This is a genomic window from Pseudomonas sp. S07E 245, from assembly GCF_019599025.1.
GTDB lineage: Bacteria > Pseudomonadota > Gammaproteobacteria > Pseudomonadales > Pseudomonadaceae > Aquipseudomonas > Aquipseudomonas shirazensis.
In genome coordinates this window covers 1,764,541-1,786,575 of the sequence record NZ_CP080625.1, presented here as the reverse complement: position 1 = coordinate 1,786,575, position 22,035 = coordinate 1,764,541, and the positions used below count along the sequence as shown (strand labels likewise).

Genomic DNA, 22,035 nt, shown 5'->3' with positions numbered 1-22,035 from the left:
TGCGAGCAGTGCCGTTAGGGGCTGGTGGATGGAGATAATAATGAACAGTCAGCAATCTGTGGTTGGCCTGATCCACAAGCGCAAAGCGCGGCATGCATTACCGCGTGAGCTGTATACCGACAACGAGGTCTACCGCCAGGATCTGGAACATATCTGGCACAAGGACTGGATCTTCGCCGGGCACACCATCGAACTGGACAAGCCAGGCCAGTATTTCACCCTGCAGATCGGCGACTACCCCGTTGCGGTGGTCAAGGGCAAGGACGGCCAGGTCCGGGCATTTCACAATGCCTGCCGGCACCGCGGCGCCAAAGTTTGCGAGCAAGCCCAGGGCAAGGTGGCAAAGCTGGTATGCCCGTATCACAAGTGGACGTTCGAACTGGATGGCAGCCTGCTGTTCGCCGGCAACATGGGCGCTGATTTCGACAAAAGCCAATACAACCTCAAGCCAGTTCACTGTGAAGTCGTGCACAGCTATATCTACGTGTGCGTCGCCGACAAAGCCCCTGATTTCACCAGCTTCCGCAACGCGGTAAGCCCCTTTATCGCCCCGCACCAGTTGGAAAACTGCAAAGTGGCGTTCGAGTCCAACCTGATCGAGAAGGGCAACTGGAAGCTGGTATTCGAGAACAATCGCGAGTGCTTCCACTGTGACGGCACCCATCCGGAACTGATGAACTCCTTCGTAGAAAACCTTTCGGTGGCGGGTGTGGCGACTGCCGAAGACCCTGAACTCACCGCTCACTGGGACCGTTGCGAGAAGGCCGGCATGCCCAGCCGCCTGCTGATGGATCCGCAGGGCCGCTATCGCATGACCCGCATCCCGTTGTCGGCAGGCGCTGTAAGCTACACCATGGATGGCCAGCCGGCAGTCGCTGGCCGGCTCGACGAGAGCGCAGAGGCCGATATCGGCGCCTTGCTCTACTTCAACTACCCGTCTACCTGGAACCACTTTCTCGGCGACCATGCCTTGAGCTTCCGCATCCTGCCGTTGAGCGCCACTGAAACCCTGGTCACGACCAAATGGCTGGTGCCGGCTACCGCGGTTGAAGGGGTGGACTACGACATCGAGCGTCTGACCAAGGTCTGGCTGGCGACCAATGATCAGGACCGGCGTCTGGTTGAAGGCACCCAGGCCGGCGTGTCGTCGCCGACTTATGAGCCCGGACCGTTTTCCGAGAACGCTGAAAATGGCGTCTGCCAGTTCGATGACTGGTACTGCGACACCATGCTGACGCGCCTGCAAGGGCCGACTGCGCTCAAGTCCGTGGGCTGAACCGGCCTGTTGCTCAACGTGGTCCATCCACCCATGGAGGGTTCGATGTTGGAATTTCAGTTTGCCGGGATCAACCTTGCGATCACCACGCCCTTTGAGGGTGATGGCAAGATCGACTACCCGCGTTTTGCCCAGCTGATCGAGGCTTACCTCGAAGCTGGGGTGAAGGGTTTTGTGCTCAGCTCCGGCACCGGTATGCACGTGTACCTGAGCAAAGAAGAATCCAGGCAACTGGTCGCTTTCGGCGCCAAGGCGATTGCTGGCCGGGCGCGGATCATCGTGCAGACTTCCGCGTTGGTGCTTGACGAGGTGCTGGAACGCACGCGACATGCAGCCGAATGTGGCGCGGACGGGGTCATGGTGCTGCCGCCGTTTTTCGAGGGGCCGACCGACGACGACAGCATTGTCGCGTTCTATCGCAGCGTGGCCACTGCCGGCCTGCCGATTATTGGCTACAACGTGCCTCAGGCGGTCGGGGTAGAAGTCACCCCGGCGCTATTCGCCAAGCTCAACGAGATCGCCAATTTTGTCTCGGTCAAGGACAGCAGTGGCGACCTGGCAGCGCAGGCTTCGCTGATTCGAACCGGCTTGCCGACCATGAACGGCGCCGACCCGCTGGTGCCGTATGCGCTGTATGCAGGTTGCGCTGGGCTGATCTGGGGTGGGGCCAATATCGCCCCGCGTTCCTGTGTGCGTTTTGTCGACGCTGCGCTGGCGGGTCAATGGGAGCTCGCTCGCGAGTTGTGGCGGGATCTTGAGCCGTTGATGTCGCTGATCTGGCAGGGCGACTATGTGCAGTCGGTGTATGCGGCATCGGCGCTGACCGGCTACGGCGCTGGCGATCCACGTCGGCCACTGGCGCGGCTGGCTGCCGACAAGCTTGCCGCGCTGGAAAGTGCAGTGGCTCCGTTGCTGGCGCATGAACGCGTCAACGGCTGATCCATCCTGGTCGTAGAGAGATCGCAACGGTGCCCGCTAAACGGCACCGTTGGTAGTCTTGTCCTTCGGCTATTCAGCCATCTGCAACTCAGGCAATTTCACCTGGAACGCCCGAGTCAGCCCAAGCAGGCACAGCAAGCCCAACCCCATCCAGCTTAAGCCGATCGCGAATGACATGCTCGACAGGCTGCTCCACAGCCACAAGGTGCTGAGAAAACCCAGTGCCGGAATGACCCCGAACAGCAGGTAATTGCGCGGTCCGCGCAGTTGCTGGTCGACCAGGTAGTGTTTGACCACCGCCAGGTTCACCGCCGAGAAGGCAAACAGCGCGCCGAAGCTGATCATGTTGGCCACCGTGTCCAGGGTCAGCACCAGTGCCAGTAACGACATCACACTGACCAGCAGAATGGCGCTGGCCGGCACCCGCTTTTTCGTCCGCAACTGGCCGAACACCCGCGGCAGCGCGCCGTCGCGGCCCATGGCGAACAGCACCCGCGACACGCTGGCCTGGGACACCATCGCCGAGGCAAAGCAGCCGGCGACATAGGTGGCAGTGAAGGCGCTGACCAGCAGCTCGCCGCCGACCCGGCGCATGACATCCACCGAGGCCGAGTCGGGGTCGGCAAAGCTGGCCCAGTCGGGGAACACTTGCTGGGCAAAATACGACACCAGCAAGAACAGCAGGCCGCCGACCAGCGAAACTACCATGATCGCCAGCGGGATGCGGTACTGCGGGTTGCTGGTTTCCTCAGCCATGGTTGAAACCGCATCGAAGCCGAGGAATGACAGGCACAGCACGGCCGCGCCGGTCATCACCAGCGGCACACTGAAACCGTCGTGGTAGAACGGCTTGAACAGCGACACTGGCTCGCCCTGGCCACTCAGGCTGCTGACCGACAGCGCCACGAAGACCACGATGAACACCAACTGCACCACTACCAGAATCCAGTTGACCCGAGTGATCGACTCGATGCCGATCAGGTTGAGAAAGGTCACCAGGCTGATCGAGCCGAGCACCCAGACCCAGGCCGGCACCGCCGGGAAGTACTCGGACATGTAGATGCCGATCAGCAGGTAGCTGAGCAGCGGCAGGAAGATGTAGTCGAGCAGCAAGGTCCAGCCGGCGATGAAGCCGAAGTAGCTGCCGAAGGCTTTACGGGTGTAGCTGTACACCGAGCCAGAATAGGGATGGGCCTGGACCATGCGGCCGTAGCTGTAGGCGGTCAGCAGCATCGCGCCGAGGGTCAGCAGATAGGCCGTGGGCAAGTGCCCTTTGGTCATCTGGGTGACCAGGCCATAGGTGGTGAACACGGCCAGCGGGACCATGTAGGCCAGGCCGAACAGCACCAGCGCGGGCAGGCCCATGGATTGGCGAAAGCGGCGAGCCGCCGGGGCTTGCGCACAGTGAGTGTCGGCTGAGCTTGTTGTTATAGTCATTGCGAACTCCTGGAAGGCGAATACAGGACGCTGCAGTAGGCGAGGTGTACTCGCTACCGGTGATGAAGCCGTATCGAGAGGGGGCGCAGCGCTGCACGCAAGGCGCCCAGCCGGATCGGGCTGGGCGTTGCGCTCGGGTCAGAGGCGGCCGATGCTGCGCGCGGTGCGGTCGACGGCCAGTCGGGTTTTTTCGACCAGCTCATCAAGCTCGCTGCGGCTGGCGATCAGCGCCGGGGCCATGATCATGCGGCCCAGCGTCGAGCGGATGATCACGCCTTCCTCAAAGCCATAGGTGCGGCACTGCCAGGCCAGGTCGTTTTCATTGGCGAAGCGTTTGCGGGTTGGTCTGTCCTCGGCGAACTGCAACGCCGCCAGCAGACCGGTGCCCTGAATCTCGCCAATAAGCGGGTGATCAGCAAACGCCTCGTGCAGGAGTTGCTGCAGATAAGGACCGGTGTCGTCCTTGACCTGGCGCACGATGCCTTCGTCGCGCAAGGCCTTGAGGTTGGCCACCGCCACTGCCGCCGCAACGGGGTGGCCGGAGTAAGTCAGGCCGTGGGCAAATACACCGCCGCGCTCGACCAGCGCCTCGGCGATGCGCTCGCTCAACACCAGCCCGCCCATGGGGATATAGCCGCTGGTCAGGCCCTTGGCGATGGACAGGGTGTCGGGCTCGAAGCCGAAGTGCTGGTGGGCGAACCATTCGCCGGTACGGCCAAAGCCGCCGATCACCTCATCGGCGCACAGCAGCACGTCGTACTGGCGGCAGATGCGCTGGATCTCGGGCCAGTAGCTTTCAGGCGGAAAGATCATGCCGCCGGCGCCCTGGAACGGCTCGGCGATGAAACCAGCGACGTTGTCCGCACCCAGTTCGAGGATCTTTTCTTCAAGCTGCAGCGCGCAGCGTCGGCCGAATTCGGCGGGGGGCAGCTCGCCGCCGTTGGCGTACCAGTACGGCTCGTCGATGTGGGCGATGTCGGGGATCATCCCGCCCATCTCATGCATGAACTTCATCCCGCCCAGCGCGGTGGCGGCCAGGGTCGAGCCGTGGTAACCGTTCCAGCGGCCGATCATGACCTTCTTCTGTGGCTTGCCCAGCACCTGCCAGTAACGGCGCACGGTGCGGATCAGTACTTCGTTGGCTTCGGAGCCGGAGTTGGTGTAGATCGCGTGGCTGTAATGGCCCGGCAACAGGCTGAAGAGCAGTTCGGACAGCTCGATTACCGCCGGGTGAGTGGTGTGGAAGAACATGTTGTAGTACGCCAACTGATCCATCTGCGCGGCAGCGGCGCTGGTCAGGTCCTTGCGGCCGTAGCCCAGTTGCGTGCACCACAAGCCGGACATGCCATCCAGATAACGGTTGCCGTCGTTGTCCCACAAATTCAAACGCTCGCCGCGGACCATCACCCGCGGCCCTTCGGCGTTGAGGGCCTTTTGATCGAGAAACGCATGGATGTGGTGGGCCGCGTCGGCCTTTTGATAGTCCTGGGTGTTTCGTTGCGGGATGAAGGGTGCGTTCATGACGTTTGTTCTCTTTTTTGGGAGTCGCGCAGGGCGGATGCAACTGAAGTCCCGGAAATGCTCCCACACCTCGAAAACCACCGAAATCACCCTTTGGGGTGAGCTGCGAGCTGGTGTGGCTGCAGAGCTTTTTCATGGGTCCGGACCACATTTTTGCGAATTTGCCTGCCGCTGCGAGTGGCGCACGATTGTCTCCAGTCAATAACAACGGACCGGCAAACGGTCGCAAGAGGAGTGCAGCGTGTTCGACCTCAACTACTGGCAACAGCGGGCCCAGCGCCAAACCTTCATCGACACCGCGCTCATCGGCGGCCGGGCGGTGCAGTCGTCTACAGGTGCGACTTTTACCGCTATCAACCCCTCAACCAATCAGGTGTTGGCGCAGGTTGCCGCCTGCGGTGAGCGTGAAGTGGACCTGGCAGTGCGTTCTGCGCGCCAGGCCTTCGACCAGGGGCCGTGGGCACGCATGGCGCCAGGTGAGCGCAAGAAGATCCTGCTGAAACTGGCCGAGCTGCTGCTGGTGCACCGTGAAGAGTTGGCCTTGCTCGACTCGCTGAACATGGGCAAGCCGGTGATGGACGCCTACAACATTGATGTGCCGGGCGCAGCCGGGGTGTTTGCCTGGTATGGCGAGGCGCTGGACAAACTCTACGATCAGGTCGCGCCGACGGCTGCCAACACGCTGGCCACCATCACCCGCGAGCCACTGGGCGTGATCGCTGCGGTGGTGCCCTGGAACTTCCCCCTGGACATGGCGGCCTGGAAGCTGGCGCCGGCACTGGCTGCCGGGAACAGCGTGGTGTTGAAGCCTGCCGAGCAGTCGCCGTTTTCCGCCTTGCGTCTTGGCCAGCTGGCGCTGGAGGCGGGCATTCCAGAAGGGGTGCTCAACGTTGTCCCGGGCCTCGGCGAGAGAGCCGGCAAAGCCTTGGGGCTGCACCCGGATGTCGATTGCCTGGTGTTCACCGGCTCGACTCAGGTGGGCAAGTACTTCATGCAGTATTCGGCCCAGTCCAACCTCAAGCAGGTCTGGCTTGAGTGCGGTGGCAAAAGCCCGAATCTGGTGTTTGCCGACTGCCAGAATCTCGATCTGGCAGCTGAAAAAGCTGCGTTCGGGATCTTCTTCAATCAAGGCGAAGTGTGCTCGGCCAATTCACGGTTGTACGTGCAGCGAGCTATCCACGACGAGTTCGTCGAGCGGGTGATGGCCAAGGCGCAGGCGTGGCTGCCGGGTGATCCGCTCAACCCCGCGAGTGCCGCCGGGGCCATTGTCGACAGCGAGCAAACCGCGCGGATCATGCGTGCTATCGGGCAAGCGCAGGAGGAGGGCGCGCAGCTGCGTTGCGGAGGCCAGCAACTGACGTTCAACGGCTCATCCAACTTTATCCAGCCCACCGTATTTACCGAGGTAAATCCGGACAGCAAGCTGGTCCGTGAAGAGATTTTCGGCCCGGTGCTGGCCGTCACCGCCTTTGACGATGAGGCGCAGGCGGTAGCGCTGGCCAATGACAGTGTCTACGGCCTGGCGGCCTCGGTGTGGAGCGACGACCTCAACCGCGCGCACCGGGTTGCCAAGGCGCTGAAGGCTGGTACGGTGTCGGTCAACACCATGGACGCGCTGGATGTCAGCGTGCCGTTCGGTGGCGGCAAGCAGTCCGGCTTTGGCCGTGACCTGTCGCTGCATTCATTCGACAAGTACACCCACCTGAAAACCACCTGGTTCCAGCTGCGTTAAGCGCTGGCCCAAGGCGCACACGAGACGCCCGTGATGAGTACAGACCGGCTTGGATCCGAACAGTGGTTTCAGCACATGGCACAGGTGACCGATTGCATCGGCACCTCGGCCTTTGTCGAGTCGCTGTATTCGGCGCTGAACCTGCTGGCGCCGGCCAATGCCATCACGGTGTTTCTGTTTCCCCATGAAGGCCTGCCGTCGACGCTGTTCGAGCGCGACGATGAGGGGCCGTGGATGCCTGAGGGCAACGTGCGCAAGTATCTGGAAGGCTTCTATCTGCTGTGCCCGTTCTACCGCGCGAGCCTGGAGGGCATTGCGCCCGGCTGCTATCGCCTCAGCGATGTCGCGCCGGACCACTTCAAGCGCAGTGAGTACTACCTGTCGTTCTATCAGCATGCGCGGCTGGAGGAAGAGATCAATTACCTGGTGCCACTCGGGCCGAAGCTGACCATCGCCGTTGCGCTGGCCAGCACCTCGCGATTGAGCAGGCAGCAAGTTGCCGAACTCAAGCGCATCGCACCGTGGGTGCTGGCGGTGGTGCGTCGGCATTGGGGCGACCTGGATGCGCACATGCTTGGCGGGCGGTTCGAGAGTGCGCTGGGGCGGCAGATCAATGCAGCGTTGGTGAAGTTTGGCTCGTCGTTGCTGACCGAGCGCGAATGCCTGGTCGCGCAGTACATGCTGCGTGGGCACTCGATACGCTCATTGGCAGAGCGACTGGGTATCAGCGAGGACACGGTCAAGACCCATCGCAAACACTTGTACGCCAAGCTCGACATCGGCAAGCAGTCCGAGCTGTTCTCGCTGTTTATCGCCTCGGTCGCGCAGGCGCAGGAAGGGTTGAGCAAAGACCCGCTGGAAAGCTATCTGCGCCGCCGGCCCTGAGCGGGTGGCTTAGATAAGGATGTAGTCGCTGCGCTGGCGAATGCCCTGATGCTCGCCCTCGACCAGATGCACATAGCGCCCAGCCAACAGGTCGATCGGCAGGCAATCATCAACGTCGAGTATTGCGTCGGTATGCGGCTTCAACCAGCCAGCGGCCATGCGCCGTTTACCCAACTGCTTGGCCTCGGCTTTGTCCCTGGCAGCCACCAGCAGATAACGGTGCGCTTCGCCGAATACCTGCCGCTCGTAACCGCCCAGATTGAGGAAGAACAAGCGCACTGCGCCGGGTTGCGGCGCTGCCTGGCTGAACTCGACGCGGTAATTGTCGATGCCGTGCACTTCCAGCCAGGAGTCGATGTGCAGCCCTTTCAGGCTGCCGAACCAGGCATTGCGTAGCTCAGGGTAGAGCTGCTCGAGCGAGTCGCCCTGGGCAAAGACTACATCGTGAACTTCGATGCTGGCGCGCGGATGGCGCCCGCCGAGCATGACAACGTAAAGCATGAATTATCCTCGTGCTGGGCGCTGCGGCTTTCGCCAGCGCCCGCTCAAAACTTCACGGCCCACAGCGCAGCCGCCAATGCCGGCGGCATGACCAGCAAGCCCAGCCGCAGGAAGCGCCAGGCGCTGACATTCTCCCCCTCACGGCGGATGGCTACCAGCCACAGCAGGGTCGCCAGCGAACCGGTGATCGACAGGTTGGGGCCCAGGTCGACGCCAATCAGCAGCGCCGCCGTGGTTTGCCCAGGCAACTGCACCATGTGCCCCATCGAGCCTGCGATCAGCCCGCTGGGCAGGTTGTTCATCAGGTTACTGGCAATCGCCACAGCGACCCCGGCAGCCCAGCTGGCTTGCGCTGGCGACTGTTCGGCGAGTGCCGCCAGGGCATGCGCCAGATGATCGATGACGCCGGTCTGGGCCACGGCTTCGACCAGCACGAACAACCCGGCCACCAAAGGTAGTACGCCCCACGCGACATGGCGCAGCACCGGCATCGGGCTGCGGCGCTGGCTCAGGTGAATCAAGGCGGTGGTGGTCAGGCCAGCGCAGAAGGTTGGCAGGCCCAGCGCAGTGTCCAGCGCCGAGGCGGTCAGCAGCAGTGCCCCGGTCAGGACAATGCCCAGCGCGCACAGCTTGGCCCCGGGAGTCAGCGGCTGCGAGTCAACGGTCAGGGCCAGTGGCTGCATGATCTGTTTACGCTGGGTCAGGCGCAGCACTATGTAGGTCAGGCTGATCGCTGCCAGCGACGGCAGGCTGAACTGCCTCAGCCACTCCAGCAGCGGCGGCATCTGGCTGCCGAAGACCACCAGGTTGGCCGGGTTGGAAATCGGCAGAACGAAGCTTGCGGCGTTGGCGATGAATGCGCAGATGAACAGATAGGGCAGGGGCTCGGCCTTGGCCGCCTTGCACGCCGCATACACCGCCGGGGTCAACACCACGGCGGTGGCATCGTTGGAGAGGAATACGGTGACTAGGGTGCCGACCAGAAACACCAGGTCGAACAAGCGCTGCCCGGAGCCGCGGGCGTGGCTTACGGCATAGCGCGCCAGCCAATCGAACAAGCCTTCCTGACGCGCCAGTTCGGCCAGCACCATCATGCCGATCAGAAACAGGTATACATCACCCCCTTCGGCCATCGCAGCCAAGGCTTTTTGTGGCGCAATCAGGCCGAGCACGGTGAGCAGCAGCGCGCCGCCCATGGCCCAGACGTATTCGGGGATACGCCAGGGGCGCAGGATGACGCCACAAGTGGCGAGGGCCGCCACCAACCAGATGATCAGCGCAGTATCAACAACAGGCATGGTGGATTCAGCTTCCTGCCACAGTAGGGACGACCGTCGGCGCTTCGGCCGAGCGGGAGGAGGTTTCCGGCAGCGCGACCAGTACCAGCACGAACGCCGCAGCGGCGATGCCAGCCAGGGTCAGGAAGGCTGCGTCATAACCGGCCGACTGTACCACCAAACCAGCGATGCCCGGGCTTAGTGCAGCGCCGAGGCTGAACACCGCGGTCAATGCGCCGAGGCTGACATTGAAGCGCCCGGTACCCTCGGTCAGGTCCTTGACCACGATCGGGAACAGCGCGCCGAAGATCCCTGCGCCGATGCCGTCGAGCAGCTGCACGCCGACCAGCCAGAAGGGATTGTCCGAGAGGACGTACAGCGCGCCTCGTAGAGGCAGGATCAAGAATCCCACCAGCAGAAACGGCTTGCGCCCCCACTGCTCGGCCTTGGCGCCAACCAGCAGTGCCATCGGCACCATCACCAGTTGCGCCGCGACAATGCAGGCCGAGGTCAGCGGTGTGGCCAGGCGCAGGTCCACCTGGGCCAGCTTCTGGCTTACCAGCGGCAGCATTGCTGCGTTGGCCAGGTGGAAAAGCGCGCAGCACACGGCGAACAGCAGCAGTGTGCGGTTGTGCAGCAGCAGGCTCAGTCCGGCTGGCTGAGTGTCGCCGGTTGGCGTGTGGGGCAGGCCACGGGCCAGTTGGTGGTCGATGGCCGCTGCTGGCACCCGTTTGACGGCGATAATGCTGGCGATGGTCAGCGCGGCCATCAGGTAGAACACCACGACTGGTCCATAGAGGTAGGCCAGGCCGCCGGCGAGCAACGCCGAGCAGGCGTTGCCGGCATGGTTGAAGGTTTCGTTGCGCCCCACGCGTCGGGTGAAAGCCTTCGGGCCGGTGATACCCAGGGTAATGGCGGCAATTGCCGGGGCGAACACGGAGCCTGCGATCGCGCTGATGGTCTGGGTCAAGGCCACCAGCCCGAACGATGAGATCAGCGGCAGCAGCAAACAGCTCCCGGTAACCAGCAGTGCCGCAATCGCCACCACGGCGCGCTTGGCGGGCGTGCGGTCGATCAATGCACCCGCCGGTGTCTGCGCCAGCAGCGCGGTGACCCCGGCGATGGTCATAACCAGGCCGATGCTTGCCGGCTGCCATTGATGCACCGCGAGCAGATAGATCGCCAGATACGGCCCCAGGCCATCGCGAACATCAGCCAGAAAGAAGTTCAGCCAGTCGAGCGCACGATCATGAGAGTCGGTTTGCCGGAGGTTGTCCAAGGTTTGAGTCTCGCAGGGGGGGCGTGGGGATGAAGCGTTATCGACACCCGTCAGATCACACCTCACTTGAGCAGAATGACTGGTGTAATGAGCAATAGGTTCCAGACCCACAGCGCCTGTAGGAGCGGCCTTGTGTCGCGAAAGCGCTGCGCAGCGGCCCCAGATCTCAGCTTCGCCGCCGAAATCTCCGGGCCCGCTGTGCGGGCCTTTCGCGACCGGTCCGGCGCCCCGGCAAGGCCGCTCCTACACAGGTCTGCGTGATGGCGCGAGTCTCGACCTACACCAGCACCTCTGAAACGCCTGTTTCAGCGATAAACACTTCGTATGCCACTCAACCGTCACAAAGCTGTAACAAGAGTGCTGCAATGTGTGCGGGCCATCACACGGAGCGCTTTTCCATGATACGCCTGATGAAGTCTGCTGCACTTGCCGTTGCGGTATCTCTTAGCGCCACTTCGGCAACCTTCGCCGCAGAAAACGTGCGCCTGACCGGTTCCGGCGCCAGTTTCCCAGCACCGATCTACCTGACCTGGTTCAAGGATTTCAGCAAGAACACTGCTGGCGTCACCGTTGACTACCAATCCAAGGGGAGCGGGGCAGGGGTTCAGGACTTCCTGAACAAGACCGTCGACTTCGCCGCCAGTGACTCGGCGATGAAAGACGAAGACATCGCCAAGGTCGGCGAAGGCGTACAAATGCTGCCAATGACCGCCGGCGAAATCGTTCTGGCCTACAACCTGCCAGGCAATCCCAAGGGGCTGAAACTGTCGCGTGAAGTGTATTCGAACATCTTCCTCGGCAAGGTCACCCAGTGGAACGACCCACAGATCGTTGCCGCCAACCCGGATCTGAAGCTGCCTGCCACGCCGATCACCGTAGTTGTTCGTGCTGACTCCAGCGGTACCACCGCGGTGTTCACCAAACACCTGTCGGCAATCAACCCTGCGTTCAAAGAAGCACTGGGTGAAGGCAACACCGTCAACTGGCCAGCCACTGACAAGTTCATCAAGTCGCCGAAAAACGACGGCGTAACCGCTACTGTTCGTCAGACCCCAGGCGCCATTGGCTACATCGAATATGGCTTCGCCAAACTGGCCAAGGTCGACTTCGCCCAGCTGGAAAACAAAGCCGGCAAATACGTCGTGCCAAACGCCGAGAGCGGTGCCGAAGCGTTGGCTGCGGTGAAAATGCCGGAAAGCCTGGTCGCTTGGCTGCCGGATCCGGACGGTGCCAAGTCGTACCCGATCACTTCCTACACCTGGATGCTGTTCCGCAAGGACAACGGCAACCCGGCTAAGGCCAAGGCGATGCGTGAAATGGTCGAGTACAGCCTGACCAAGGGTCAGGAGATTGCTGACTCGATGGGCTACATCCCGCTGCCGCCGTCGGTTGTAGAGCAAGTACGCAAAGCTTCCGCAAACATCCAGTAACACTGCCAGGTCGCTGCGGACTGAGCGTTCAGCCCGCAGCGTTTGCTCCCTGTCCCGGAACTCGCCAATGAACACACCTTTTGCCATACCGGATAACCCCGACTCAGCGTGCCGGCCACCGTCCACCAAGGACTTTCTGGTTGACCGCGCCTTCCGTGCGCTCGCCCGCATCGGCGTGGTGCTGATCCTGGCGCTGGTGGTTGCGCTGGTTTTCGAAGTCGGCCGCAAGGCACTGCCCGGCATGGAGAAGCACGGTTTCGACGTGCTGTTCGGCACCGTCTGGGATGTCAACCAAGGCAAGTACGGCATTCTTCCCGCTATTTGGGGCACGCTTTACAGCGCCCTGATCGCCTTGCTGATCGCAGGCTTTTTCGGCGTCAGCATGGCCATTTTCCTGACCCAGGACTTCCTCCCTGCAAAGCTTGCAGCCGTGTTTCGTACCATCGTCGAGCTGCTCGCCGCGATCCCCAGCGTCGTCTACGGCCTGTGGGGCATCTACGTGGTGATCCCGGCGATCCGTCCGTTGACCGCGTGGCTGAACAGCGAACTGGGCTGGATCCCCTTTTTCGGCTCGTCCCTGAGCGGCCCAGGCTTGCTGCCTGCGGCGCTGGTACTGGCCATCATGATTCTGCCGACCATTGCCGCTGTGTCCCAGGACGCCCTGACCAGCGTGCCGATGAAAACCAAGCAGGCCGCCTACGGCATGGGTACCACCCACTGGGAGGCCATCCTCAAGGTGATGGTGCCAGCCGCTGCAACCGGCATCTTTGGCTCGCTGGTGCTTGGTCTGGGCCGCGCCCTGGGTGAAACCATGGCTTTGGCGATGTTGGTGGGCAACGCCAACACCATCACCCTGTCGCTGTTCGCCCCGGCCAACACCCTGGCCGCCTTGCTCGCGCTGAACTTCCCGGAAGCCGGGCCGAACGAGGTCGAGGTGCTGATGTACGCCGCACTGGTGCTGATGTTCATCACCCTGCTGGTGAACGTGCTCGGCTCGATGATCATGCTCTACGCGCAACGGGGTAACAAATAATGACTGACCTCTCGTCGCCAACAGCTGCAGTGCCAAGCCTGCAACGCCGGTTCGAAGGGCGCGCCCTGCGCAGCTTGAGCCTGACCACGCTGGTCTGGTGCACAGCGTTTCTGGCCAGCGTGCCGCTGATTTCCGTGCTGTACATGCTGATCATGCGTGGCGGTGCTCGCCTGAATCTTGAAGTGTTCACCGAGCTGCCACCCACCGGTTTCGAAATGGGCGGTGGTTTCGGTAACGCCATGGCCGGTACCTTTGTCATGGTCGGCATCGCCGCAGCCATCGCAGTGCCAGTGGGCATCATCGCCGCTGTGTTTCTCGCCGAGCTTGGCCCTGAGAGCAAGTTGGCCAACGCCTCGCGCTTTGCTGCGCGGATGCTCACCGGCCTGCCGTCGATCCTGGCTGGGGTATTTGCCTATGCGCTGGTGGTCATGACCACTGGCACCTACTCGGCGCCTGCCGGTGGCGTGGCACTGGCGGTACTGATGCTGCCGATCGTGGTGCTGACCGCTGAAGAAGCCATGAAGATGGTGCCCAAGATCATGAAAGACGCCGCCTACGGCATGGGCTGCACCCGCGCCCAGGTGGTCTGGAAGATCGTCCTGCCCACCGGCCTGCCGGCGATCCTCACCGGCGTCATGCTGGCGGTTGCCCGCGCTGCCGGCGAGACCGCACCGCTGCTGTTCACGGCGCTGTTCAGCAACTACTGGATCTACCATGACGGCAGCCTGGCCGTGATGAACCCGACGGCATCGCTTGCCGTACTTATCTACAACTTCTCCGGCATGCCCTTCGACAATCAGCTCGAACTGGCATGGGCCGCCTCGTTGGTATTGGTGATGATCGTGCTGGTAGTCAATGTCGTCAGCCGTATCTTCGGCAAGCCCAAGTACTGAACTCAGGAGCAACTGAATTGAACGTATCCACTGCGCGAAAAGCCGCTCCGTTTGTCAGCCAGGCACCCGTGGTAATGGACTGCAAACTGGACAAGATTTTCTACGGCAACTTCCTCGCTGTGCGCGACAGCCACGTGCCGATCGAGAAGAACAAGATCACCGGTTTCATCGGCCCGTCTGGCTGTGGCAAGAGTACTGTGCTGCGTAGCCTCAACCGCATGAACGACCTGGTCAAAGGCTTCCGCTTCGAAGGCCACGTGCACTTCCTTGGCCAGGACGTCTATGGCAAAGGCGTCGACCCGGTGGTAGTGCGCCGTTACATCGGCATGGTGTTCCAGCAGCCCAACCCGTTCTCGATGAGCATCTTCGACAACGTTGCCTTCGGTCTGCGTTTGAATCGTTACAAGGGTGACCTCGGCGATCGCGTCAAGCACGCGCTGCAGGGCGCTGCGCTGTGGGACGAGGTCAAGGACAAGCTAAAGGCCAGCGGCCTGTCGCTGTCCGGTGGCCAGCAACAACGGCTGTGCATTGCCCGTGCCATTGCCACAGAGCCTGAAGTGCTGCTGCTGGATGAACCGTGCTCGGCGCTGGACCCGATTGCAACCCGCCGGGTGGAAGAGTTGATGGTCGAGCTGAAGAAGGACTACACCATCGCCCTGGTGACCCACAACATGCAGCAGGCGATCCGTGTGGCTGATACCACGGCGTTCTTCTCGGTGGACATTTCCCAAGGCACACGCACTGGTTATCTGGTCGAGATGGGGCCGACCACGCAGATCTTCGAAAGCCCGCGTGAGCAGCTGACCAATGACTACATCAGCGGCAAGTTCAGTTGATTCGAGCCAGTCTCAGCGCTGTCGCCTTTGTTAAATTGTTTCTCGGGATTGCCAATGTCTGCAACACGTCGTCTTGATCTACGCGCTATAGAGCGCGCACTGCGGGAGGTGCAGAGCCGCTTCGGCGAGCTCAGCCAGCACTTCACCGAGCAGCGCGATCCGTTCACCGACGAGGTGCTGCAGAATGTGCTGGAAGGCTATGCCCTGGTAGACGATTATGTTGCCCGCGGCATCGACCTGTTCGACCTGCAGCAGCTGAACCTGATGCTCGAGATCAACGCCACCGTGCTTTGTGGCAGTGACCCGGCACGGCGGGTGGAGTTCGCTCAGCACCTGGCTGCAACTGAAGAACATTTCTTCAACAACGTCGAAGGCGGCATCAAGGATTTGTACAACTGGTACTGCTCGTACCACAGCGATTCGGTGTGGAAGCGCGCAGCCGGTGTGTATGTGCGCATCCTCAGCAAGCCGCAGCTGTTTATCGAAGGTAACAACCGCACGGGCTCGCTCCTGGTCAGTTACCTGTTGATGCGCGAAGGGCTGCCGCCGTTTGTGCTGACGCTGGACAACGCCGAGGGTTATTTCAACCCGTCCTCGGTCATCCGCAACTCCGCCAAACACGGTGTCAAAGCCTTGTACGAATTGCCCAAGATCAAAAAGAAGTACGCCGCCTTCCTCGAGGCCAAAGCACCGGCCGCTACGGTGTTCTTCCTCAACACGCCGCCTGCGCGCCGTTATCAGGGGACTCACCGATGAGCCGCTCGCCAGTGCTGCAACAGTGCCAGGCCGGCATCTCTCGTGGCTGGCAAGCGGCAACGCGCCTGCTGGGCCGCCCACAGGTTCGTATTTCGTTTGATATCGACGACACCTTGGCCTGCCACCACCACAATTGCCCAGCCGAGAGCAGCAAGCTGCCAGGGTTCATGCATGATTGGCTGGGTGAACCGCTGCGCGCTGGTACTCGTGAGCTGATTCGCGATCTGCGCCGGCAGAATTGCAGCGTGTGGATCTATACCTCGTCTGGCCGCACCCCGGCCTATATCAAGCGCTGGCTGTTGCTGTATGGCATCCGCGTCGACGGCGTGGTCAACAATGACCGGCATTTGCATGTGATGGCCGAGCATGGGCTGTCACGGCCACCGTCCAAGCATCCGGGCCTGTTCGACATCGATCTGCATGTGGATGATTCTGACGGAGTTCGGGCTGAGGGTATCGATCACGGTTTCCGCGTCGTGGTCGTCTCTCCGCAGGATGACAACTGGACGCAGAAGGTCCTGGAGGCCACTGCCAAGGTGCATGCGCAGCTGGCTTGGCATCAACCGCAGCGCTACGGCCAGCTGACTCGCCAAAGTGTGGAGCCGCAGTGGTCTGCAAATCAGTCGCTTGGGCAGTAGATCGAGCAGCATCCATTCGTCTGAGCCAACGTCGGATAATTGAACGTCATTCCCGCTTATGGCCCTGAGGTTAGTAGAGGCGAACATTTTCGCCTCAACCTTGGAGGTCACCATGCAGAACAAGCTTTTGCTGGCTGCAGCTCAGTCCAGTACGAATACGCCTTCCTACCAGAAATACGCCGATGGCGTGACACACGAGTTTTTCGGCACCGCTGCAGTGGTGAAAAATGCCGCCGAGGCGCAGGCCTATGCTGGGCAGCGGTTGGAGGCTGATCTGGGCAAGTAAACTTTTGGCTCTATGAAAATGCCAAGTTTCAGCCGTGAGCTTGGCCGGAGAATTGTGATGAGTGATCAATCCAAAGTAACTGTCGCCACTGCGCCGCTCATGTTCCAGCCCTCGTTCGAGCAGATCCCCGACGACGAGGCGCAGACCAGCAAGGAACTGGCGCAGACGCTTCACGACATCATGGAAAAAACCTTCGCCGATGAGGGCCACGCCAACCGCAGTGTCCACGCCAAGGCCCATGGCTTGCTGCGCGGGCGTGTGGTCGTAATTGGCGACTTACCGCCTGCCTTGGCTCAAGGCGCATTCGCTCGCGCTGGCAGTTATTCTGCCTATCTACGGTTCTCGACCAACCCCGGCGATATCCTCGACGACAAGGTGTCCACTCCCAGGGGGTTGGCGCTGAAGATTGTCGGCGTTGATGGACCTCGTTTGCCTGGTAGTGAGGGCGAGGTGACTCAGGATTTCGTGATGCAGAACGCCAAGGCTTTCACTGCGGCTGACCCAAAGGCGTTTCTCAAGACGCTGAAACTTCTGGCCAAGACTACTGACCGAGCGCCAGGCATGAAGAAAGCGCTTTCAGCGGTTTTGCGCGGCGTCGAGTCGGTGGTCGAGGCCATGGGCGGGGAGAGCGGCACACTAAAGAGCCTCGGCGGCCATCCGCAGACTCATGTCCTCGGTGAGACCTTCACCACTGTGGTGCCTGTGCTGTACGGTCCTTATTATGCCAAGCTTGCCATAGTGCCTGTTTCGCCCGAGTTGACGGCATTGACCGATCTGAAGGTAGATCTGGACGACAACCCTGACGGCCTGCGTGCGGCTGTTGCCGAGCACTTCAATACACACGGCGGGGTCTGGGAGATCCGTGTCCAACTGGCGACCGATCTGGATAAAATGCCCATCGAGGACGCTTCGGTTGAATGGCCTGAGGATCTCAGCCCGTATCTCACGGTCGCTCGACTGGAGGTCGAAGCGCAGCCTTCGTGGGATGACGCCAAGGTTCATGAAATCGACGATGGCATGGCTTTCAGTCCTTGGCATGGTCTGGCTGCCCATCGTCCGCTCGGGGGCGTAATGCGAGTGCGCAAGCCTTCGTACGAGATGTCGTCGGAGTTCAGGGGTAGCCATAACGGCTGTCCTATTCACGAACCCCGTTAGAAGTGCTGTACGCGCTGGTAGCACTGCATCAGTGCGGGCTACCAGCGAGCAGCGCATGAGCATCCGGCTTACCGCCCTGGTTGAGTAGCTGACCCGGTGGAGGAAATGATCTGGTAACCGACTCTATTGTTAAATAGAATCAATACCATTCATTGAAGTGCAGAGCCTCACTCCATGGTTGACGCCGTAACGCCACCCGATCAGCGCCTGAGCGTCCTGTACCGCGAGCATCGCAGTTGGCTGGAGAACTGGTTGCGCCACCGCGTCGGCAATAGCTGGGATGCGGCCGATCTGAGTCAGGATACCTTCCTGCGGGTACTCTCCAGCGCGCAAAAACTCGAGGAGTTACGCGAGCCACGGGCCTATCTGCTGACCGTGGGCAAGCGTCTGCTGAGCAACTTCTACAGCCGGCGTAGCCTGGAGGCGGCCTACCTCGAAGCGCTGGCGCAACTGCCCGAGGAGTGCGTGCCGTCTCCAGAACAGCGCTGGCTGCTGCTGGAAACGCTACAGGCGCTGGACGAACTGCTGGATGGCCTGCCACGGCTGGTGCGCCGGGCATTTCTCTGGAGCCAATTGCACGGCCTGGGCTATCGCGAGATCGCCGAGCGGCTCGACGTGTCGGAGCGCACGGTCAAGCGCTATATGGCACAAGCCTACAAACACTGCTTGCTGGTGCAGCTTTGATGCGCACGGCGTCCACCAGCGAGATGCAAGAGGTTGCCCGCGCAGCGGCGCGCTGGTTGGCGTTGCTGGAGTCAGGCACGGCTACCGAAGCAGATCACATTCGCCTCCAGCACTGGCGCAACAGCAGCGCCAACCATGAACACATCTGGCAGAAAGCGCAGCAACTGCGCCAGCGATTTGAAGCGCTGCCGCCGGCCTTGGCCATGGCTTCACTGGATCGTCCCGACCTTGCGCGCCGTGCCGCAATCAAGCGCGCATTGGGTATTGCCGCAGTCTTGCCAACCACTTGGTTGATCGCCCGTCAGGTGCCCGTGCAGGTTTGGCTGGCCGATGTGCACACCGCCATCGGCGAACAGAAAACCCTGCAACTGGCCGACGGCAGCCTGCTGCAGTTGAACACCGACAGCGCGGTCAACGTCGACCTGAGTAAGCGTGAGCTGACCTTGGTGCGCGGTGAGATGGCACTCAGGGTGAATGACAGCGCTGGGCTGACCATTCACTTGCCGTACGGTCGGGTTGTGGTTGGCCGCAGTGATGTGTGCGTGCGCCTCAATGACCGCGACTGCCAGATCAAAGTCGCCAGCGGTGCAGCCCAATTACACCCGTTGCAGGGGCCGGCGCTATTCTTGCGTGAAGGTGAGGAGGTCAGGTTGCGGCCTGGCGGGGCGGGTGAGGTCGGTCGCTTCGATGCTTCGCTGCCCGGATGGCGCGAGGGTGTGCTGATTGCCCAGAACCAGCCGCTGGGCGATTTCCTGCGCGAGCTGCGGCGCTTCCGCCCGGGGTTGTTGCGTTGGGCGCCTGAACTGGAAAACCTGCGGGTGATCGGCAGCTTTCGCCTGGACGATACCGACCGTGTGCTGTCTCTGCTGGCGGCGAGCCTGCCGCTCGAGGTGCAGTCACGCACCCGCTATTGGGTCACCTTGCTGCCCCTCAACGCTCATGTGTAACAAAACTCAGGCGTAACCCATGTCCCTTTTTTTCGCCTCACCGGTCATTCCAGGTAAGTGAACTGAAAACGAGAGCTTGCCCGCTATGTCCGTCGTGATGCCTGGCCGTTCAGGCCGTGAGTCTTTGTTGCGCGTAAGCCTGGTGCTGAGCCTGAGTGCTACACCACTTTTCGTCCCGGTCAGTTGGGCCGATGACGTTGACCGGCGCAGTTACGCAGTGTCAGCTGGTAGCCTGGGTGTCGCGCTGACCCGTTTTGCCACGCAATCAGGGGTGAGCCTGTCGGTGAGCCCTGAGTTGGTCAATGGGCGCTCCAGTGCCGGGCTTTCGGGCAGCTACAGCGTCGAGGAAGGCTTCGCCCAATTGCTGCAAGGCAGCGGATTGCGGCTGCAGTCGACAGGCGCTGATGCGTACACCGTGGTGCCAGTAACGCAGGATGCCAGTACCCTGGAAATTGCGCCGACCACGATCAGCAGTGGGCACGTGGCCGATGACGGCGTGCCCTACGCCGGTGGCCAGGTCGCTCGCCGCAACTCGCAGGGCCTGCTTGGCTCGCGTGACTTCATGGACACGCCGTTCAGCATGACCACCTACACCAGCCAGACGGTGAAGAACCTGCAGGCGCGCACCCTCAACGATCTGGTCGCCAGTGACCCCTCCGTGCGCGCGACCAACCCTGCAGGTGGCCGCTTCGAGCAGTTCACCATCCGTGGCCTGAGCCTGTTCAACAGCGATGTTTCCTACAACGGCTTGTACGGTGTATTGCCAACGTATTCCATCGACATGGAAATGGCCGACCGCGTCGATATCCTCAAAGGCCCCAGCCAACTGATCAATGGCATTTCGCCGCGTGGCAGCGTCGGCGGGGGCATCAACGTCGTACCCAAGCGGGCAGGGGACAAACCGCTCACCGAGTTTACCGGCAGCTACGCCTCGGACAGCCAGGCGGGCGGCGCCGTGGATATCGCCCGACGCTTTGGTGAGGGTGATCAGTTCGGCTTGCGCTTCAACGCGGTCAAGCAGTCCGGTGACACCACCTGGGATCACCAGAGCGTCAACCGTGAAATGGCCGTGCTGGGCCTGGATTTTCGCGGTGAGCGGCTGCGCCTGTCCACCGACCTCGGCCACACCCAGCGCGACACCGACGCCCCGCAGGAGCGAGTGCTGATCGGTGCCGATGCCAAGGTGCCAGACGCCAGGGATGTACACCGCAACTACGCCCAGGCCTGGACCAAGGCGCGTACCGAGGACACCTTCGGCACGGTGAACGGCGAATATGACTTGAGCGATTCGCTGATGGCCTACGCCGCGTTCGGCGCGCGCGAGAGCAACCACGATTTTTTGCGCCACAACGTGCCGGTCAGCAATGACGCCGGCGATTTCAGTGTGCTGCCGCGCGATTTTACCCGCGACGAATCGGTGCGCACTGCAATGGCCGGACTGCGCAACTGGTTCACTACCGGCCCGGTCAGCCATGAACTGAACCTGTCAGCCAGCTACTTCTACATGGACTTCACCAACGGCGGCGCACGCTACGCCGCAAGCCCCAGCAACCTGTACAACCCGGGCGCCATCCCAACACCCGGCACCCCGACCCGCCCTGATGCCGAGGTGTACACCGAAAACCGGTTCACCGGCATAGCCCTGGCCGATACGCTAGGCTTTTTCGACGACCGTGTATTACTGACCCTGGGCGCGCGCTGGCAGCGGGTCAAAGTCGACGACTGGCGCAATGGTGCGAAGGGCCTCACCGGCTATGACGAGGAAAAGCTTTCGCCGTCGGGTGGTGTGGTGTTCAAGCTCAGCGAGCAGTTGTCGCTTTACGCCAGCTACCTGGAAGGCCTGAGCCAGGGCAAGATCGCCCCCTCGACCTCGCGCAATTCTGACGACATCTTCGCGCCCTTCATCAGCCGCCAGATCGAGGTAGGCGCAAAGTACGACCTCGGTACCTTCGGCCTGACCGCCAGCGCCTTTCGCATCAAGCAACCTGCCTACGAAACCAACGCTGCCACGCGCGTGTTTGGCCCCAACGGCAAGCGTGAAAACAAGGGCATCGAGCTAAGTGTGTTCGGCGAGCCGCTCGAGGGCGTCCGCCTGCTCGGTGGCGTGATGTTCATCGACAGCGAGTTGACCGGCACGGTCGGCGGCATTGCCGACGGCAACCGCGCCCCGGCCACGCCTGAATACAACGTCAGCCTGGGCGCCGAATGGGACGTACCTGCGCTGCAAGGATTGACCCTGACCACGCGCGCTATTCACTCCAGCTCGCAGTACCTCGACCAGGCCAATAGCAAGAAGATCGACGGCTGGGAGCGCTTCGACCTCGGTGCGCGCTACGCCTTCAAGGTTTCGGACAAGGATGTGACGGTGCGAGCCAGCGTCGAGAACGTGCTGGATGATCGCTACTGGGTTTCGGCCGGGGCGTCGGATGACAGTGAGCCTGGGTTGAGCTTGTCAACGCCGCGGACGTATCTGGTTTCGGCGACTGTTGGGTTTTGATCGATAGGCTTGAAGGGCTGGCCCGGCGCGGGA

Annotated in this window: 20 protein-coding genes; 15 read left to right on the top strand and 5 right to left on the bottom strand. The window is 61.8% G+C overall.

Annotation, left to right across the window (positions count from 1 at the left end; genetic code table 11):
• The first annotated feature begins 40 nt into the window (after nucleotides 1-40).
• On the top strand, nucleotides 41-1,276 hold the full coding sequence (locus K3F44_RS07965; protein ID WP_150569093.1) for an SRPBCC family protein: 1,236 nt from the start codon (nucleotides 41-43) through the stop codon (nucleotides 1,274-1,276).
• Nucleotides 1,277-1,321: 45 nt separating this feature from the next.
• Complete coding sequence (locus tag K3F44_RS07960) at nucleotides 1,322-2,215, top strand: dihydrodipicolinate synthase family protein (protein ID WP_220633730.1); 894 nt, start codon at nucleotides 1,322-1,324, stop codon at nucleotides 2,213-2,215.
• 69 nt (nucleotides 2,216-2,284) lie between these two features.
• Here K3F44_RS07960 and K3F44_RS07955 read toward each other — a convergent pair whose 3' ends face one another.
• Complete coding sequence (locus K3F44_RS07955; RefSeq protein WP_220633729.1) at nucleotides 2,285-3,652, bottom strand: APC family permease; 1,368 nt, start codon at nucleotides 3,650-3,652, stop codon at nucleotides 2,285-2,287.
• Nucleotides 3,653-3,790: 138 nt separating this feature from the next.
• Nucleotides 3,791-5,173, bottom strand: a complete 1,383-nt coding sequence (locus K3F44_RS07950; protein WP_220633728.1) for an aspartate aminotransferase family protein — start codon at nucleotides 5,171-5,173, stop codon at nucleotides 3,791-3,793.
• 241 nt (nucleotides 5,174-5,414) lie between these two features.
• On the opposite strand from K3F44_RS07950, the gene K3F44_RS07945 reads away from it, so the two are divergent.
• Both K3F44_RS07945 and K3F44_RS07940 read left to right on the top strand, forming a co-directional pair.
• Entirely contained in the window at nucleotides 5,415-6,905 is a 1,491-nt protein-coding gene (locus K3F44_RS07945) for an aldehyde dehydrogenase (RefSeq protein WP_220633727.1), read from the top strand.
• A 33-nt stretch (nucleotides 6,906-6,938) separates the two neighbouring features.
• The gene (locus K3F44_RS07940) at nucleotides 6,939-7,790 is read left to right on the top strand and encodes a response regulator transcription factor (protein ID WP_150569098.1); all 852 of its coding nucleotides are present in this window, start codon (nucleotides 6,939-6,941) and stop codon (nucleotides 7,788-7,790) included.
• Between the two features lie 9 nt (nucleotides 7,791-7,799).
• Here K3F44_RS07940 and K3F44_RS07935 read toward each other — a convergent pair whose 3' ends face one another.
• Genes K3F44_RS07935 through K3F44_RS07925 form a run of 3 tightly spaced genes read right to left on the bottom strand, consistent with a single transcriptional unit; the run spans nucleotide 7,800 to nucleotide 10,847 of the window.
• Nucleotides 7,800-8,291 carry a DUF1543 domain-containing protein gene (locus tag K3F44_RS07935; RefSeq protein ID WP_220633726.1) on the bottom strand — a complete coding sequence of 164 codons (492 nt, stop codon included), beginning with the start codon at nucleotides 8,289-8,291 and terminating at the stop codon, nucleotides 7,800-7,802.
• Nucleotides 8,292-8,335: 44 nt separating this feature from the next.
• Nucleotides 8,336-9,589, bottom strand: coding sequence for an arsenic transporter (locus tag K3F44_RS07930; RefSeq protein ID WP_220633725.1), 1,254 nt, complete (start codon nucleotides 9,587-9,589; stop codon nucleotides 8,336-8,338).
• A 7-nt stretch (nucleotides 9,590-9,596) separates the two neighbouring features.
• Nucleotides 9,597-10,847 carry an MFS transporter gene (locus tag K3F44_RS07925; protein ID WP_220633724.1) on the bottom strand — a complete coding sequence of 417 codons (1,251 nt, stop codon included), beginning with the start codon at nucleotides 10,845-10,847 and terminating at the stop codon, nucleotides 9,597-9,599.
• Between the two features lie 398 nt (nucleotides 10,848-11,245).
• Between K3F44_RS07925 and pstS the strand changes: the two genes are divergently transcribed.
• From pstS to K3F44_RS07870, 11 genes are all read left to right on the top strand, one after another.
• Complete coding sequence (pstS, locus tag K3F44_RS07920; protein ID WP_150569102.1) at nucleotides 11,246-12,277, top strand: phosphate ABC transporter substrate-binding protein PstS; 1,032 nt, start codon at nucleotides 11,246-11,248, stop codon at nucleotides 12,275-12,277.
• A 67-nt stretch (nucleotides 12,278-12,344) separates the two neighbouring features.
• On the top strand, nucleotides 12,345-13,310 hold the full coding sequence (pstC, locus tag K3F44_RS07915) for a phosphate ABC transporter permease subunit PstC (RefSeq protein ID WP_101319855.1): 966 nt from the start codon (nucleotides 12,345-12,347) through the stop codon (nucleotides 13,308-13,310).
• Nucleotides 13,310-14,203 carry a phosphate ABC transporter permease PstA gene (gene pstA / locus K3F44_RS07910; protein ID WP_101319853.1) on the top strand — a complete coding sequence of 298 codons (894 nt, stop codon included), beginning with the start codon at nucleotides 13,310-13,312 and terminating at the stop codon, nucleotides 14,201-14,203. The genes pstC and pstA overlap by 1 nt, the downstream gene beginning before the upstream one ends.
• Nucleotides 14,204-14,277: 74 nt before the next feature.
• A complete protein-coding gene (gene pstB, locus K3F44_RS07905) occupies nucleotides 14,278-15,039 on the top strand; it encodes a phosphate ABC transporter ATP-binding protein PstB (RefSeq protein WP_217862385.1) in 762 nt (253 codons plus the stop codon).
• Nucleotides 15,040-15,093: 54 nt separating this feature from the next.
• Entirely contained in the window at nucleotides 15,094-15,795 is a 702-nt protein-coding gene (locus K3F44_RS07900; protein WP_101319849.1) for a hypothetical protein, read from the top strand.
• Nucleotides 15,792-16,433 (top strand): hypothetical protein, encoded by a 642-nt coding sequence (locus K3F44_RS07895; RefSeq protein ID WP_220633723.1) that lies wholly within the window; start codon nucleotides 15,792-15,794, stop codon nucleotides 16,431-16,433. The genes K3F44_RS07900 and K3F44_RS07895 overlap by 4 nt, the downstream gene beginning before the upstream one ends.
• 112 nt (nucleotides 16,434-16,545) lie before the next feature.
• Nucleotides 16,546-16,719 (top strand): hypothetical protein, encoded by a 174-nt coding sequence (locus tag K3F44_RS07890; protein ID WP_220634222.1) that lies wholly within the window; start codon nucleotides 16,546-16,548, stop codon nucleotides 16,717-16,719.
• Between the two features lie 57 nt (nucleotides 16,720-16,776).
• Nucleotides 16,777-17,874 (top strand): catalase family protein, encoded by a 1,098-nt coding sequence (locus K3F44_RS07885; RefSeq protein ID WP_220633722.1) that lies wholly within the window; start codon nucleotides 16,777-16,779, stop codon nucleotides 17,872-17,874.
• A gap of 174 nt (nucleotides 17,875-18,048) precedes the next feature.
• Nucleotides 18,049-18,558 (top strand): sigma-70 family RNA polymerase sigma factor, encoded by a 510-nt coding sequence (locus K3F44_RS07880; protein ID WP_220633721.1) that lies wholly within the window; start codon nucleotides 18,049-18,051, stop codon nucleotides 18,556-18,558.
• Nucleotides 18,558-19,505 (top strand): FecR domain-containing protein, encoded by a 948-nt coding sequence (locus K3F44_RS07875; RefSeq protein WP_220633720.1) that lies wholly within the window; start codon nucleotides 18,558-18,560, stop codon nucleotides 19,503-19,505. Before K3F44_RS07880 ends, K3F44_RS07875 begins: the two co-directional genes overlap by 1 nt.
• An 85-nt stretch (nucleotides 19,506-19,590) precedes the next feature.
• Complete coding sequence (locus tag K3F44_RS07870) at nucleotides 19,591-22,002, top strand: TonB-dependent receptor (RefSeq protein ID WP_220633719.1); 2,412 nt, start codon at nucleotides 19,591-19,593, stop codon at nucleotides 22,000-22,002.
• Nucleotides 22,003-22,035 lie beyond the last annotated feature (33 nt).